The organism is Streptomyces sp. NPDC059224 (genome assembly GCF_042754285.1).
Lineage (GTDB): Bacteria > Actinomycetota > Actinomycetes > Streptomycetales > Streptomycetaceae > Streptomyces.
The window spans coordinates 24,243-38,501 of sequence record NZ_JBHZAN010000039.1 but is presented as its reverse complement, the minus strand read 5'-3'; the positions used below and the strand labels follow the sequence as shown (position 1 = coordinate 38,501).

At 67.6% G+C, this 14,259-nt stretch carries 16 protein-coding genes and 2 pseudogenes; 8 read left to right on the top strand and 10 right to left on the bottom strand.

Annotated features, from left to right (window positions below):
• Window positions 1-39: 39 nt before the first annotated feature.
• Both ACFXI4_RS35335 and ACFXI4_RS35330 read right to left on the bottom strand, forming a co-directional pair.
• Window positions 40-309 carry a hypothetical protein gene (locus ACFXI4_RS35335; protein ID WP_384998905.1) on the bottom strand — a complete coding sequence of 90 codons (270 nt, stop codon included), beginning with the start codon at window positions 307-309 and terminating at the stop codon, window positions 40-42.
• Window positions 306-788, bottom strand: a pseudogene (locus ACFXI4_RS35330) (IS30 family transposase); the annotation flags it as partial. The pseudogene ACFXI4_RS35330 and the gene ACFXI4_RS35335, both read right to left, overlap by 4 nt.
• A gap of 186 nt (window positions 789-974) precedes the next feature.
• Here ACFXI4_RS35330 and ACFXI4_RS35325 point away from each other — a divergent pair.
• From ACFXI4_RS35325 to ACFXI4_RS35315, 3 genes are all read left to right on the top strand, one after another.
• Window positions 975-1,433 carry a carboxymuconolactone decarboxylase family protein gene (locus ACFXI4_RS35325; RefSeq protein WP_384998902.1) on the top strand — a complete coding sequence of 153 codons (459 nt, stop codon included), beginning with the start codon at window positions 975-977 and terminating at the stop codon, window positions 1,431-1,433.
• Between the two features lie 684 nt (window positions 1,434-2,117).
• Entirely contained in the window at window positions 2,118-2,567 is a 450-nt protein-coding gene (locus tag ACFXI4_RS35320; RefSeq protein ID WP_384998899.1) for a cupin domain-containing protein, read from the top strand.
• 497 nt (window positions 2,568-3,064) lie between these two features.
• Window positions 3,065-3,898, top strand: a complete 834-nt coding sequence (locus ACFXI4_RS35315; protein ID WP_384998896.1) for a DUF5134 domain-containing protein — start codon at window positions 3,065-3,067, stop codon at window positions 3,896-3,898.
• Here ACFXI4_RS35315 and ACFXI4_RS35310 read toward each other — a convergent pair.
• Both ACFXI4_RS35310 and ACFXI4_RS35305 read right to left on the bottom strand, forming a co-directional pair.
• Window positions 3,876-4,205, bottom strand: a complete 330-nt coding sequence (locus ACFXI4_RS35310) for a hypothetical protein (protein WP_384998893.1) — start codon at window positions 4,203-4,205, stop codon at window positions 3,876-3,878. The two genes, ACFXI4_RS35315 and ACFXI4_RS35310, sit on opposite strands and share 23 nt — an antisense overlap.
• A 295-nt stretch (window positions 4,206-4,500) precedes the next feature.
• Window positions 4,501-5,253 (bottom strand): SDR family oxidoreductase, encoded by a 753-nt coding sequence (locus tag ACFXI4_RS35305; protein WP_384998890.1) that lies wholly within the window; start codon window positions 5,251-5,253, stop codon window positions 4,501-4,503.
• Between the two features lie 90 nt (window positions 5,254-5,343).
• Between ACFXI4_RS35305 and ACFXI4_RS35300 the strand changes: the two genes are divergently transcribed.
• Window positions 5,344-5,937 (top strand): TetR/AcrR family transcriptional regulator, encoded by a 594-nt coding sequence (locus ACFXI4_RS35300; protein WP_384998887.1) that lies wholly within the window; start codon window positions 5,344-5,346, stop codon window positions 5,935-5,937.
• Window positions 5,938-6,077: 140 nt separating this feature from the next.
• Window positions 6,078-6,326, top strand: a pseudogene (locus tag ACFXI4_RS35295) (hypothetical protein); the annotation flags it as partial.
• Window positions 6,327-6,473: 147 nt separating this feature from the next.
• On the opposite strand, the gene ACFXI4_RS35290 reads toward ACFXI4_RS35295, so the two are convergent.
• The gene (locus ACFXI4_RS35290) at window positions 6,474-7,436 is read right to left on the bottom strand and encodes a TDT family transporter (protein WP_384998884.1); all 963 of its coding nucleotides are present in this window, start codon (window positions 7,434-7,436) and stop codon (window positions 6,474-6,476) included.
• 303 nt (window positions 7,437-7,739) lie between these two features.
• Between ACFXI4_RS35290 and ACFXI4_RS35285 the strand changes: the two genes are divergently transcribed.
• A complete protein-coding gene (locus tag ACFXI4_RS35285; protein ID WP_384998881.1) occupies window positions 7,740-8,369 on the top strand; it encodes a cysteine hydrolase family protein in 630 nt (209 codons plus the stop codon).
• A gap of 225 nt (window positions 8,370-8,594) precedes the next feature.
• On the opposite strand, the gene ACFXI4_RS35280 is transcribed toward ACFXI4_RS35285, so the two are convergent.
• The 5 genes from ACFXI4_RS35280 to ACFXI4_RS35260 all read right to left on the bottom strand — a co-directional run bounded on the left by ACFXI4_RS35280 (window position 8,595) and on the right by ACFXI4_RS35260 (window position 12,862).
• Window positions 8,595-8,972, bottom strand: coding sequence for a hypothetical protein (locus tag ACFXI4_RS35280; protein WP_384998878.1), 378 nt, complete (start codon window positions 8,970-8,972; stop codon window positions 8,595-8,597).
• A gap of 905 nt (window positions 8,973-9,877) precedes the next feature.
• A complete protein-coding gene (locus tag ACFXI4_RS35275; RefSeq protein WP_384998876.1) occupies window positions 9,878-10,981 on the bottom strand; it encodes a DNA alkylation repair protein in 1,104 nt (367 codons plus the stop codon).
• Window positions 10,982-11,000: 19 nt separating this feature from the next.
• Window positions 11,001-11,174, bottom strand: coding sequence for a hypothetical protein (locus ACFXI4_RS35270; RefSeq protein WP_384998873.1), 174 nt, complete (start codon window positions 11,172-11,174; stop codon window positions 11,001-11,003).
• 266 nt (window positions 11,175-11,440) lie between these two features.
• Window positions 11,441-12,268 (bottom strand): helix-turn-helix transcriptional regulator, encoded by an 828-nt coding sequence (locus ACFXI4_RS35265; RefSeq protein ID WP_384998870.1) that lies wholly within the window; start codon window positions 12,266-12,268, stop codon window positions 11,441-11,443.
• A gap of 105 nt (window positions 12,269-12,373) precedes the next feature.
• Window positions 12,374-12,862 (bottom strand): nuclear transport factor 2 family protein, encoded by a 489-nt coding sequence (locus ACFXI4_RS35260; RefSeq protein ID WP_384998866.1) that lies wholly within the window; start codon window positions 12,860-12,862, stop codon window positions 12,374-12,376.
• Between the two features lie 213 nt (window positions 12,863-13,075).
• Here ACFXI4_RS35260 and ACFXI4_RS35255 point away from each other — a divergent pair, with 213 nt between their 5' ends.
• Both ACFXI4_RS35255 and ACFXI4_RS35250 read left to right on the top strand, forming a co-directional pair.
• A complete protein-coding gene (locus ACFXI4_RS35255) occupies window positions 13,076-13,813 on the top strand; it encodes an SDR family oxidoreductase (protein WP_384998863.1) in 738 nt (245 codons plus the stop codon).
• 248 nt (window positions 13,814-14,061) lie between these two features.
• The gene (locus tag ACFXI4_RS35250) at window positions 14,062-14,223 is read left to right on the top strand and encodes a hypothetical protein (RefSeq protein WP_384999035.1); all 162 of its coding nucleotides are present in this window, start codon (window positions 14,062-14,064) and stop codon (window positions 14,221-14,223) included.
• Window positions 14,224-14,259: the final 36 nt, after the last annotated feature.

Here is a 14,259-nt window from a genome sequence, read left to right as displayed (position 1 = left end):
GACCGCTCGCCGTCGCATGGACGAGCTGCAGGAGGAGGCCTACCGAATCCAGGCCGAGCCGGCCGTGGTCGAGCAGGAGTGGAACGGGCGGGTGTTGTAGCGGGTCAGCCGGGCGAAGACGGTCCTGCGACAAGTGGTGGCGTCGCCGTAGTCGTGGACGCCCTGGAGGGTCTCGCGTTTCAGGGACGCGTGGAAGCCTTCGCGGGCCGCGTTGCCCGCACTGGTGCCGACCGCACCCACCGACCGTGTGACCCCGAGCTGGTCGCAGAGGCCGGCGAAGGCCCGGGAGCCGTATTTGGGCGAGTTCAACCAGTCGTTGCAACACCGGGCTGTTGCAGCGAGCGTAGCTGCTCTTCGAAGACCTCGGCGGGTGTCCGCCAGCCGAGGGTCTTGCGGGGCCGGTTGTTGATCGCCATGGCGACGGCTTCGAGGTCCGTGGACGACCACCGGGACAGATCGGTGCCCTTCGGGAGGTACTGACGCAGCAGCCCGTTCGTGTTCTCGTTCGTCGGTCGTTGCCAGGGCGAGTGCGGATCGGCGAAGAACACCTTCGTCCCGGTCTCGAGCGCGAACTGGGCATGACCGGAGAGTTCCTTCCCGCGGTCCCAGGTGAGGGTCTTGCGCAACTGCTCGGGCAGCCGCGCCATCGACGTCGTGAGCGCCGCGTTCATCGCGATCGCGCCATAGCCCCCGAGCGAGGTGCCGTTCTTCACGGGCGGATTCTCGCCCCAGCCCTCGAGCCGGGGCAGGTGCACCAGGAGCGTGGAGCGGCTGCTGCGCTCGAGAAGCACCGCGACGCCCGTCAAGGCGGGGAACGCCTATTTCGCCGAGGTCGGCGGCGAGCATCAACCCCGACAACCTCGTGCGTCTGAGCTGTCACACCCGGAGGGGCTACCTCGTCTCCCTGATGAGAACGCAAAACGGCGCGCGCCCGACGAGCGCGGCGCAGGCCACACGAACGGATCGAAGGAACCATGACCAACCCCCAGCGTGTCAACATCGGCGAGCAGCACCCGGCCGCCTACAAGACCCTCATCGCCCTGTCGGCGGAGGTGGAGAAGGCCACCGCCGCAGCGGGTCTCGACCCCCTCCTGGTCGAGCTGCTGAGGATCCGCACCTCCCAGATCAACGGCTGCGCGTTCTGCCTGCGCATGCACACCCACGACGCCCTCAAGAAGGGCGAGAACCCCGACCGGATCGCGGTGCTGTCGGCCTGGGCGGAGACCGGCTACTTCTCCGACACCGACCGCGCCGCCCTCCGCCTCACCGAGGCGATCACACGTGTGCCGGACGGACATGTCAGCGACGAGGACTTCAACGCCGCCGCGGCCATACTCACCGCAGACCAGATATCGGCAGTCGCCTGGCTGGCAACCGTGATGAACGCCTTCAACCGCGTCGCGATCACCAGTCGGTACCCCGTCGGCAGCTGACCTCGACGGCGCTACCGGCGGTGATGGAGGCCGCCGAAGCTCCACGTCGTGCAATTGCTGGTGCAATCAGCCGGGCGGCCTGTGCGAGCCCAGCGCGGCGCAGCAAACGTCAGGTGCGGCAGGTGTTCCGCCTGTGCTTTGTACAGGCCGACGACGGCGTCGTCCCGTCGGGGCTGGGGACGCGGCGGGCGGGGGCTTGTGTTCGTGGAGAGCTGCGTCGGACGTCGCTGAGGCCGTCGTGGTCGGCGGTCTGTGCCGGGGCGGGCAGGACGGGCGGAGGCTTGTGCTCGGCTGGGGCAGGGATGAGCCGGCCTCGCTTTGAGCGGAGATGCCGGACATCGCCATTCGTGGGCTTCGGTGTCGGAGAGGTTCAGCACGTGCTTCTCCTGGACGCGGCCGCCGAGGACGACCCGCCCGCGGCCAAATGCCGGGGGGCGGGTGCGGGCTGACCGCTGGGACCAGCAGCGGCCAGGCGTTTCAGTCTCGACAAATTCGTGCCCGTCTGAGCTGTCACACTCGGAAGGGCTACCTCGTCTCCCTGATGAGAACGCGGGAACGCGCGACGAGCAGAACAGGTGCCGGAAGGCAGCATCGATCCTGCGGAACGGCGTAGGTCGCGCACACCGGCACATATAAGCAGTGCGTTTCAGCCGACATGACCGAAACTTGTATTTGAGGTGGAAAGTGGAAGCCAAACCGGGTTCAGAGTCGAAGATGCAGAAATTTGATATCTGCGTGAAGGGGATCCCGCCTCTCCCGGAGGGGACGCATGGGATGGTGCAGGTCGTGGAACTTCCGCCGGGCGATCCTGGCCCGGAACCACACCGTCACTCCGGCCCCTTGTTCGGGTACATGCTCGAAGGGGAGATGCTTTTCGAGCTGGAAGGCGGAAAGCCCTACGCGATCAAAGCCGGGGAGGGATTCTGGGAGCCCGCTGATGTCGTTCACTATCGGGCATCCAATCTGCGGGACGACATCACAAGTCGGTTCGTGGTATTTATGCTCTGCGCTCCGGGTGTACCGATGACTACATTCCTTGACGAAGCTGAGATCGCAGAGCGTTCTCAGCTTCGCTACCCGAATGTGGAGATAGAGGAGTATTCTCACCGAATTCCTCCGGTGCCGTCATCCTAAAGGATTTCCCGCGACTCGGTGAAAATGCTGTCCGGGGCGGCGAAGTGCGAACGGGTCCTGTGCTCGATGGCCTGACCTTGGCCGCTCCGTGGCACTCGGGGTTCATCAGGTCACAACGGCCGGTTCACTCGGTGAAACAGCTGCGACGATCCCTGACTTGATGCCCGGTGGCAATCCGTCGCGAGTGCTTGTCGGCTTGCTGCCGACCCTTTCCCTGACGCCGTCACACTGGCGGATGACATGAAAGGTCCACGGGCTGATCATGGTGAGGGGGATCGTCCGTGGGAAGCACCCGCCGTCACACAACGGCCTCGGTGTGCAGTTGAGATGATTTCCCGTTGTGTTTGCACTCGGCCGCCGCAAGGTGGGGGCGCTTGTCCTCCACCGCGGGTGATGGCCTCCCACGAGACGGTCCGGCGATCGTGCACCACGTCTGCGCACCTACGACGACGGACTGCGTCGCGGCCGGCTCCGGCCTGGAGCGAAGGGCATCTGAGGTGTTCGTCGCGGTCAGCAGGACGGACACGTACCCGTGGCAGGCCCTCGACGAAGACAGCGACATCCTCGAGACCCTCGTGCATCGGCACCGGACGAGGCCGACGCCCGGTGCTTTGACCGACCTGCTCGATCAACACCGTCCGGCGCAGGAGAAAGGCAAGGACATCGCGGTGGCTGCTCTGCACTGGTTGCTGACGGTCTGCTTCGCCGCCGTCGCCGGGCGAGCGGCGTGGCGTGCGGGCGCCGCCCCCGACGGTGGAGCACCTGCCGGGGATCCTGCCCTCGAGCGTGTCGCACACGCGCTGCACGCCCTGATGGCCGTGGCGATGGCCGTGATGACCTGGCCGTGGGGCATGAGCGTTCCCGTCACACCGCAGGTGGCCTTCTTCTCCCTCGCGGCCATCTGGTTCCTGGCCGCGGCGTGCTTCGTTCGATCCTCGACCGCGCCGCTGTCATACCGGCTCCTCCACGCCGCTCCGCACGCCCTCACCATGGCCGCAACCGCCTGGATGGCCCATACGATGCGCACCGGTCCTTCCGTCGGCGGTGGCGAAAGCGGCTCCAGCATGGTGGAGATGCCCGGCATGCAGATGAGTGCACCGGGAAGTACAGCCGCCACGACGCTCACCGGCTCGGACTCCAGCCTCACGATCATCGTGGCCGTGGTCGCCCTCGCCCTCGCACTGCGCTGGCTCACCCCGGGGTTCAATCTTGCCCGGAACAAGCCAGCGGTGAGGACGCCGCATACGCCGATGCCGACCGCACCACACGGCCTGTCCTACCACGATCTGATGGCACTGGGCATGGCGGTCATGCTGATCGTGATCGCCTGATTCGAAAATCACCGGTCCTGGGTCCGTAGTCGCTGGTTGCGATGGTGAGCAGGGGCGCTGTGACGGCTGCCGTCAGGCCGGGTACGACGACGACCAGGCCCACGGTGCCGACGGAGACGTGGAGACTGGATCCCATGACGGGCAGGAGCCCGATCGGCAGGAACTCCGAGAGCACCAGCACGAAGGACATCAAGGCGACCGAAGCGACGGCCGGCCAGTTGCTCTGCGGCGAGGGTGTGGCGTGCCCTTCCGCTCGTAGCGGTTCTGGTCGGCCGACGACCGATGCCGTGCTGGAGTGGTCACTCATGTTTCTGGTCTCCTGGAAGGATCGGGGCCGTGGGTGGCCCGCGCCGCGTTGTTGCGCGGCGGCTGTGCCACAACGGTGGGACGTGAGCGGCCGCGGTCACGGCGGCGTGACCATGGGAACGAGGCGCGCGCTCGGGCCGGTGGATCGCCGGGCAGGTGGGGGCGCACCGCAGCCGCGCCGGTGACCTGCTGCGTTGATCGGACGGTACGCCCGGTACGACAGGGTCACGCGGCAGTCGGATCCTGTTGTGCTGCAGGTGAGGGCTCTCTCGGCCCGCTGCTGGACGGAGGACCACTCAGATCTGGTTCAGTCCACCGTCGACGTAGAGCTCGGCGCCGGTGACGAAACTGCTCTGGTCGGACGCGAGGAAGAGAGCAGCCGCGGCCGCTTCGGCGGGCTCGCCCATGCGGCCGAGAGGAACCTGCTGCGCGAAGAAGGCGTGCAGCGACTTGGCCTCTTCCTCGTTGGGCGCGAGGCCGGTGATTCCCGGGGTCTTGATCGGTCCGGGCACCAGGGTGTTGACACGGATGCCACGGCCACGCAGCTCGTTGGCCCAGGTGCGCGAGAAGGAGCGGACGGCCGCCTTCGATGCGGCATAGACGCCGAACGCCTCTCCGCCGGTGGTGGCGGCGGTGGAACCGGTCAGGATTACCGAGGCGCCGTCATTGAGGAGCGGAAGTGCTTTCTGCACGGTGAAGAGCGTCCCGCGAACGTTGATGTTGAACGTGTCGTCGAAGTGCTGCTCCGTCACCTCCTCCAGGGTTGCGAATTCCCCGCCGCCGGCGTTCGCGAAGAGTACGTCGACGCGGCGGCCCTGCTCGGCGATGACCGAGAAGAGCCGGTCGAGGTCGGCTGGGCTGGCTATGTCTCCGCGGACGGCGGTGACGTCGTGGCCGATCTCGGCGGCGGCCGCGTCCAGCGCATCCTGGCGTCGGCCGGTGATGATCACATGGGCGCCTTCAGCGGCGAATCGCCGCGCCGCAGCCAGCCCGATGCCGCTGTTCGCCCCGGTGACCACGGCCACTTTGCCTGCGAGTACTGCCGTCATGACGCGCCACTCCTAGATAGTTCTTGACTGCTTCGTCCATAACGCTAGCCGTTATGGACGAAGCAGTCAAGAACGCGTAGGATCACCTCCATGGCACGACCTCGGAAATTCGACGAGCAGCAGGTAGTGGCGACCGCACGGGAGCGGTTCTGGGCGGGCGGGTACGCCGCCACGAGCATGGACGACATCGCTGCGGCGACAGGCCTCGGCAAAGGCAGCCTGTACGGCGCGTTCGGCGGCAAGCAGGACCTCTTCCACCGCGTGTTCGACGACTACTGCACCTCAGTAGTCGACGCCACAGCCCAGCAACTGCGCGGCGATGACGAGAACGCGTACACGCGATTGTCCGCCCACATTCACGCGGTGGCCGCAGCCGCCGCGGACACCGCCCAGCGCGGATGCCTGCTGGCCAAAGGCACCGCCGAGCTGGCCGAACACGACAAAACCGTGGCCCAGCGTGCGCACACAGCCATCGAAGCGCTGCACGCACTGCTGAAGGACGACATCGCCGCCTGCCAGCGCAACGGCGACCTCGACGCGAAGGCGGATCCCGGACAGCTGGCCGCGCTGGTGCTCGCCGTACTACGGGGCATCGAAGCGCTGGCCAAGGCCGGAGCCAACGAGGAGACACTGACGGACATCGCTCGCACCGCCCTCGCCGTACTGCCACGCTCCGCGAACTGACGGACCCATCGGCCCACGTCGTCGGGGTTACAAGGAGGGCGAGAGCCGTCTCGCCCAGCACTTTCACTATTGCGCCAACTCGCCCCGCTGTCCGGCGTCTCGAAGTCTGCGGCAGACCGGATCGTCGACCAGCGCACCCGATGTCCCCCGGAGCGACGGGCGCCGACTCTACGAGGCACTTCGTGCCCGCCGGTTCGTGCTTGCCACCTCGAACGACTCCGCTCACCCTCGCCTCGTCGATCAGCGGGTGGTCCGACAGAGTGGAGACCGTGTCCGCACAGGGCTCGACGGTAAGAAGTGTGCTGGGCCGGCCTGACGCCTATATCGCTTGGGCCGTGACGGACGAGTCACCTGAACGCCGCATCGACACAACTCGCCAGGCGTTGGCGCACAAGTGCGGGGCGCAGCAGGCGAGTCCACGAAGCAGACTTCGCTCGTGTGACACCTCCGCACAGTTTACGAGGGCCCATGCGGAGCCGAGCACTTTCACCACCCTGCGTCCTCTTGCCGGTCGGCCCCACCGGAGCCCGGTCGGGTCAGCGCGCAGCCGGATACCCGGGAAGAAATGTGCCTTGAACCATGCCCTTTACCGTCCGTGCCGCAAGTGCCGCATAGCCAAGGGTGGAGAGTGCGAGGAGAACGTACGCGATCACCCTCGAATGATCGACGTCCTCGGCTCTCAGCCAGAAGATCACATCCGTGACAGCGGCGACGTACGTGAAGGCGAACGCCCAGTAGGGCGGCCCGAAAGGAGCCGTCCGGTACGAGGGAATCATGGAAATCTGCACGAGCGCCATGAGCAGTGCGTAGCCTGCCAGTCCGCTCGCCACGAAATCTGCTCTTCCTCCGTTCATCGCAAACCAGACGTTCCCGGCCACGACAGGCGGAGCGAATTCGATGGCGATGACGGGCAGCAGCCGATTCGGCAGTGCGGGCTGCGTGAACAATCTGAGAAGGAGAATCGAGCCGAGGACGACCCAGCAGATGAACCCGAACCCGAACATGAGCTCGGAAAGTCTGACCCAGCCGAATGATGCTGCCCCACCCGCCGCCAGCAGACCGCCGGCCACGGTAGGCAGGAAATATCCTGGATGCCAGTCAACGAGTTTCATGTCGACGCGGATCCACGCGCCGGTCAGGAATCCGCCCAGAGTGACCGTGACGACAAATGCGACTAGGAAGATGCATTTACCGGCTGTGTCCGCGTACGGCTTCAGGGCGACACCGATGAGCATGGGAACGATCGGCACCAGTGAAATGAACGGGCCAGTAACCGGGTGTGTGAATTCTTTCCCCAGATGTCCCCGAGAACTGACATTCACCACGTAGGCGGCCATTGTCAGAAGCCACAGAAGGCCGGCACCCAACCACAGAACGATTCCCGGCCATTCGGGTGTGCGCGCCACGCTGTGTGCCGCTGTCCACGCTTGAGCCAGGCCTGCCAGACCAAAGCTGATGCCGAAGAGATTGGGAGCCACCAGATACTTGCGGCCGGTCAAATACATACTCCGTTCCGTGACCCCCCTGCCCGGGTGCTTCCGTGACGTCTCCTCAGCGATCATCGCTCCCGCAGGCAGCCGACGCGAGGCGACGCTCCAGCGGGCGGCAAACCGAACCCGCACGAGCCATATGGCACGGCGGCGGCGCCATTCGGGTCTGTCCGGTCCGCGACGAGCAAGCTGTCACAAAAATCTCGTGAAAGACCGGCCTCAGCGTTTCGAGTACGGTCTGGTTGCCAGCGCGCGCCACCAGATGCTTCGTCCTAGAATCTCTCTACAAGCAAAGCGGCAACGGAGGTCTAGATGAACGCTCTGTCGTACGAGCGGGGACGCATAGGACTGCTCCTCATAGACACCGTCAACGACGTATTCTCCGAAGAGGGGAAGGCATACAGAGTCTTCAAGGAGGAATTCGAGCGGATCGGCACCCTCGAAAACCTCAAGACACTCCTCGCGGGAGCCCGGGAGCAAGGTTTCCCCGTCTTTCACGCCCCGATGTCATACACGGAAAGCGACTACACGACCTGGAAGCACATCTCAGGCGTGCACCACGAAATGTTCGACAACCGCCTGTTCGTGGAAGGGAGCTGGGGTGCCGACTTTCACCCGGACCTCTCCCCCATCGACGGCGAGATTGTCATCATCCCACACAAGAACATCGACGTTCTGGCCAATACGGACCTCGAAGTACAGATGCGGCAGCACGATGTCGAGTACATCGCCATCGCCGGCATGGTCGGAACCATGTGTGTGGAATCGACCGCGCGCAGTTGCATGGAACACGGTTTTCACGTCACGACATTCACGGACGCGACAGCAGCCTACGGTGGACGCCCCGCATACGACGCCATGATCCTGCGGTACCCACTCATATCGCACGCGACTCTCAGCGTCGAGGAATTCCTTTCCGCAATCAAGGCTGCGGGCACCTGACACGCCGGCCCCCAGACATCGCCGGCCTCCCGCAGCAGTGGCACGCCTACCACGGCACGGGGAGTAGCGAAAGAAGCAGCCAGAAGGGAACCGGCCTTCCGGCGTCTACAGATCAAGATCGCTACCTTTTGCGACAGGTCGCCCCCGGTACGGTCCTGCGGTGGTCCCGCTGACGGAAAGCAACGGTCGGGGGCGTCGCCGTCGGCTTTCCAGCAGTACAAGTCCTCATGATCCGGTGCCCGCCCAGCTGAGCAGCCCGTCCTCCCTGAGGCCCGTCCATGGCTCCTGGTTCAGGTCCAGAAAACCGTCGAAGGCGCCTTCGCCGAACGTCTCGGCCATCCGCTTGTAGTCGCTCGGCACCGCGGTGCCCAGGCGTGACTCGACCTCCGCCCAGTCCACGTCTTGCCGCCGGGCGGCCCCTGTCCAGCCGTTGATCCGTACAAGCCGCTGCATCCAGTCGAGGTCCTCGCCCAAAGCGACCGCCAGGGGTGTGGGCTCCTCCCTGTGAGCGACCACCAGCGCCGGCCGCTCGGCTCCCTCTGCTTCCCGCGCCGTACCCGTGCCGACCCAGTGATCACCGTACGCCCACGCCCGTATCGTCATGCCCCGGTCCTCGAAGGGGGCGGGAAGAACCGCCCCCTGGAGGGAACCCCACCCGAGGAGACCGCTACTGGACGTAGCCATCGTCAACGAGATCTCGGAATTGTGGATCCGTTGCTGACGATCCCGCCCTCATTGCTGACGATGTCGCGGATCCCAGTACTCCAGCCGGACTTTGGACTCCTGTCTTTCTCCTGGTCAACGGCCTGACGCTGGGGAGGGTCGTGGGGATTGGGTATGGGTGGGACGGTCTTGGAGACAGGTCGTCCCACCAACGGGTGCCCGCGCCGCACGTAGTGACAGCAGCGTCGGGCACGTGCCTGGGGACGGCGGCGCCGTCGGGACCAGTTCGGCACATGGTCTCGGCTGCAGGACGGTGGCGGGGTTGAGTTGCCGGCAGACGACGGATTTCGGCTGGTGTGAGCTCCACGAGGTCGGACGTACCGGCCTCGGCACCCCTCTTTCACGCTCCTGCACGGTCATTGTCGCGAGAAACGCGTGGGCGAGCACGGCAGGCGTGATGTCCCGGTGCCGGCCCACGGAGCGGCAGACCTCGTACTGGTCCAGGCCGCACTCGTCCTTCGCGCTCTGGAAACACTGCTCGATCTTCCAGCGGCATCCGCCGACGCGGACCACATCGGTGACGGTGACCTCCAGCGGAGTGCAGGCGAGGCAGCAGGCGATCTCGCCGGGCCTGCTGATGCTGCGGCGGGCCACTACCCACCTCTGCCGTGTCGGCTCCTCGACACCGGACTCGGTAGCGGCAGGCAGGCGGCGGCCGCCTGGCCCACTTCGCGGGCAAGAACGTCGCGAGGTGCTGGACCGGCATCCACCACCTGCCACCAGCCCCTGCCCAGCCGGACTCCCTCGACACCAAGATCAAGACAGACCTGAGGGAGTCCTCCTACTCAGGGCGCCTGGATTTCGAACTCCGCGAGGTCCGAGGTGACGCCGTTGATGTGCAGGGCGATTGCGTGCCGGCCCGGGTGGCAGCCGCGGGTGGCAAGGGGCCGGAAGGAGTGTTCCCGGGTCACCGCGATCGTCTCGTCCGGGGCGACGGCGCGGGCCGTGAGCTTGAACGTCCTGGTACTTCGCGACCCGTCGGCCCCGCGGTGGTGGACCACGTAGTCGATCGCCAGCCGGGCGTCCGAGGCTCCGACGTTACGGATGGTCGCGGTGAAGCGAACACTCCCGCCGAACGGAACACGGGTACGGTCGAGCACCGGTCCGTCGACCTCGAGCGTCGCCGAGGTGAAACCGAGCAGTTCGAGGGCCCCGGGGTGGCGGCGTTTGACGAGCGTGCGCAGTCCGCGGCGCACGAGCCGTCCCGTCGTCGGTGCAGGAGCATCCAGCCAGCGTCTGGCGGTGGCCACGGCGAGGTCTGCGTGGCCACGGCCGAGGTCGTCGAGGTGGTCGGCGACGGATCGCCGGACGTACTCGCTGTCGTCGCGGTGGAGGGCGTCGAGGACGGGCACGGTCGCACCGGGACGGGCGACGAGCTCCGGCACCGGGACCGATCGGGGGAGGTAGGGCCGAGTGCCCTCCACGGCGAGGCGGCGCACATCGGGGTCGGTGGCAGCCGTCCATCCGGCGATGATCCCGAGCGCCCGGTCCAGGTCGTGCCGCAGCAGGATGCGCAGGGCGAACTCGGAGGTCAGCCGCCCGGTGAGGTCGGCGAGAAGCGCCATCGCGTCGTCGAAGGCGGTGTCGGTGCCCTCGGCCACCGCCTTCGCGGCGACAGCACTCGTGACCGGCCAGATGAGCCACCCGCCGAACCCCGGCACGGCGTCCCGGGCGGCCCGCACCACGCCCGCCAGCTCGGCGTATCCGCCGGGCACGTCCACCAGGAGGGCGTCGCGCAGCAGGTCCGCCCGTTCGCGCAGCGGGAGGGGGCCGAGGCGTTGCGCGGCGGCCCGCAGCGAGGCGGGTTCCACGCCGGGCAGCGCGGAACGGACGGCTCGGGTCAGCAGCCGCACGGTGTGGCCGTTGACGAGTTCGTCGGCGAAGGGCATCGTCGTCTCCTCCCGTCGGTCAGGGCTCCACGTACTGGATCACGGTCGTGAACTGCCAGTCGACGGTGGCATGGTCGATCGCGTCGTGCACGGGCGAGCCGCCCATCTCCCCGGTGATCCCGGCGGCTCCCGAGCGGGCGTGCTCGATGCTGTCGTAGGCGACGATGTCGAGGACCGTGCCGTCGGCGCGCACGACGATCCGGCGCCACTGAAAACCGGGCCTGCCTCTGAGGTACTCGTTGATGTCCGCATTCGCCGCGACGAAGTCCTCCGGCGTGAGGCCCGGCGCGGGGCGGAGGGTGGTGATTTCCAGGATCTCGGGAATGACAGGCTGTCCTTTCCTACGGGGCGGAGGTCGCGGCTCGGCGGATACCGTCCGGTCGCGTTTCCACGGCGTGCGTGCCGCCCGGTGGGCGGGACCCGGGAAGGGGGCCAGGTCCGGGCGTGGTGACGGAATGCTCAGGCCTGCTCCGCCATCGAGGCCAGGTACGTCAGGGCTTCCTCGCTGCGGCTACCGGGCTCGGGGGTGCCGACGAGCAGTTGCTGGCCGGGAGCGTCGACCACTTCGAACGTCTGGTAGGTCAGCTCGACGCGGCCGACCTCGGGGTGCACGAACACCTTGAACTTCCGGGTGAGGCCCGCGACGTCATGGTCGGCCCACAGCGCCCTGAACTGCGGCGAGGCCGCGCTGAGTTCGGCGACAAGGTCGGTGATCTCCGCGTCGTCCGGGAAGCGCCCCGCGTTCAGGCGCAGCGCATAGACGCTGCTGCTCAGCTGCAGCTCCCAGTCGGCGAACACCTCCTTGGCCCGGGGATCGGTGAACAGGACACGGGGCATGTTCCGCTCGGTGCCGAAGGGGGCCAGCAGCGCCTCGGCGATCGGGTTCGCCGCGAGCACGTCGAGGGCCGGGCCGAGCACGTATGCCGCCGCCCGGGAGAAGGATTCCAGCAGCCCCAGCAGCGACGGGTGCACGAGGTCCCGGGGACTGTCCGGGCCCAGCCGGGGATTGAGCCCCGCCAGCCGGAACAGGTGCTCACGTGCCTCGGGCGCGAGGCGTAGGGCGTGTCCCAGGGCATCGATCACCTGGACGGAGGGATTGCGCTCGCGTCCCTGCTCGAGACGGGCGTAGTAGTCCGCGCTGACCCCGGCGAGCACGGCGACCTCCTCGCGTCGCAGGCCGCGAACGCGTCGCCCCGAGACCCCGCCGGCCAGCCCCGCGTCGCCCGGCTCCAGACGCGAGCGGCTCGCGCGGAGGAAGGCGCCGAGGTCGTTGTCGCGGGGGTTCATGCCACCGATGCTAGCTCCGCCCGCCGGATCGGCGATCGGTTGGTTCGGGACCGTCAGACACCTGATCACGGACCCTCTCCCTTCCCCGGCGTCGCGGCGCGCCGCTCAGACGCCCGGAATGACATAGGGCATGTCCAGCAGGATCCGGTGGCCCACGATCTTCCATTCGCCGTCGATCCGACGCAGGTCGGTGTCGTAGTACCCGGACTCTATGGGTTGCACAGTGCCCTGGGAGCCGAAGGTGCCGTCCGCCCAGCCACTCTCGGGCCGCGCGGCGGCCTGGACGCGGAAGACGATGAACTGGGCGCTCATGTGGGCGCGGTCGCCGTCGATCTCGATGATGTGGTCGGCGGTCACGTGGTGGCTGGAGCCGCCCACGGGGTGCGGGGCCATGTAGTGGTCCACCGCGTACTCCACGGCGGCCCCGCCGATCATCGGCGGGGCGACCGGCTCGTGGCTGCCGGGCCCCGTCTTGAAGAGACTCTGCACGACCGCGTCGTCGGCGAACAGCGCCCCCTGGGTCCTGCCGTCGCGCTGGTCCGTGGCCCGTACATAGCGCGCCAGGACCTCCTGGATCTTACGTTCGTCGCTCATGGCGGCCCTCTCGTGTCGTCCCGGCAGACGCGTTCAGGCTCAGCCCGACGTCCTCACCGGTTCCTCCAGCCTCCACCCGCGTCCCACGGCGAAGAAGGGTGCGTGAGCCTGGGTGCGCGGCACCCAGGCTCACGGTCCCTTGTCCGCGCCTCGCCGACGCGGTGAAGTCGAAGGCGCGGCAGTCGCCGTCTTGGCATATCTGAAGGAGCACACGTGGACACGCCAGCACAATCGAAGACCGTCCTGATCACCGGCGCCAGCAGCGGCATCGGCGAGGCCACCGCGCGCCGGCTCGCCGGGCTCGGCCACCGTGTGCTTCTCGGCGCCCGCCGGACCGACCGGCTGGCCGCCCTCGCCGGAGAGCTCCGTGCGGCCGGCGGTTCGGTCACCCACCGCGAACTCGACGTGACCCGTCTCGACTCCGTGCGTGCCTTCGCCGCAGCCGGCGTGGAGGAGTACGGCGGCATCGACGTGCTGATCAACAACGCCGGCGTGATGCCGTTGTCACCGGTCGAGGATCTGCGCATCGCCGAGTGGGAACAGATGATCGATGTCAACCTGCGCGGCGTGCTTCACGGAATCGCCGCCGTGCTGCCCCAGATGCGGCGGCAGGCAGGTGGCCACATCGTGAACGTGTCGTCGGTGTCGGGGCACCGGGTGGATCCGACGGCCGCCGTCTACAGTGCCACCAAGTTCGCCGTGGCAGCCGTGTCGGAGGGGCTGCGGCAGGAGAGCCGGGACATCCGGGTCACTGTCGTCAGCCCCGGATTCACACGCAGCGAGCTGACGCACCGCGGCGGCTCACCACAAGCCCAGGGCGCCGCCCGGGCGGCGGCTGAGCAGCTGGCGATCCCCGCCTCGGCCATCGCCGAAGCGATCGCCTTCGCCATCAGCCAGCCATCGAACGTCGACGTCAATGAGCTCGTCGTCCGCCCCACCGCACAGGGCTGACGGATCAGGCGCCGGGGCCGCGGCGTGCCCGACGGCGGGACGGAGGGCGGTGCCGTCGGTGGGCAGTATGCGGGCGGCGAGGCGAGGCGCGGCCCGGCGGCACCGCAGCGATCGGTCAGGGCGACAGAACCGCTCACCGTTTTGATCGTTAGCGGGTGAATCGATCCTTCCGTACACGGGAGGGCTGTCAGAGGCGCGTCTCGAGGCCCTGACCGACCTCGACCCCGGATGGTGCTCCGTGTGGGAGCTTGTCCTGGCAGCGGAGCTGCCGGCTCGTCCTCGCCCACACGAAGGCGGGCGGCGTCCTCCCGGCCGGAGCGGGTGAACTCATCGTCCGGGGCGAGGACCTGGGGGTGTGGGCGGCCGGGCAGCGGGCCGGGTGGGACGGGCTCGCGCCCGCGCAGCAGTGACTGCCGGAGTCGGTCGGGATCGAGCCCCTGGCAAAG

Coding starts and splice junctions, on each gene's coding strand:
- ACFXI4_RS35300 (WP_384998887.1), top strand. CDS start 5,344: ATGGCACGACCTCGGAAATTCGACGAGCAGCAGGTAGTGGCGACCGCA.
- ACFXI4_RS35305 (WP_384998890.1), bottom strand. CDS start 5,253: ATGACGGCAGTACTCGCAGGCAAAGTGGCCGTGGTCACCGGGGCGAAC.
- ACFXI4_RS35275 (WP_384998876.1), bottom strand. CDS start 10,981: ATGCCCTTCGCCGACGAACTCGTCAACGGCCACACCGTGCGGCTGCTG.
- ACFXI4_RS35310 (WP_384998893.1), bottom strand. CDS start 4,205: ATGAGTGACCACTCCAGCACGGCATCGGTCGTCGGCCGACCAGAACCG.
- ACFXI4_RS35280 (WP_384998878.1), bottom strand. CDS start 8,972: ATGACGATACGGGCGTGGGCGTACGGTGATCACTGGGTCGGCACGGGT.
- ACFXI4_RS35285 (WP_384998881.1), top strand. CDS start 7,740: ATGAACGCTCTGTCGTACGAGCGGGGACGCATAGGACTGCTCCTCATA.
- ACFXI4_RS35260 (WP_384998866.1), bottom strand. CDS start 12,862: ATGAGCGACGAACGTAAGATCCAGGAGGTCCTGGCGCGCTATGTACGG.
- ACFXI4_RS35265 (WP_384998870.1), bottom strand. CDS start 12,268: ATGAACCCCCGCGACAACGACCTCGGCGCCTTCCTCCGCGCGAGCCGC.
- ACFXI4_RS35325 (WP_384998902.1), top strand. CDS start 975: ATGACCAACCCCCAGCGTGTCAACATCGGCGAGCAGCACCCGGCCGCC.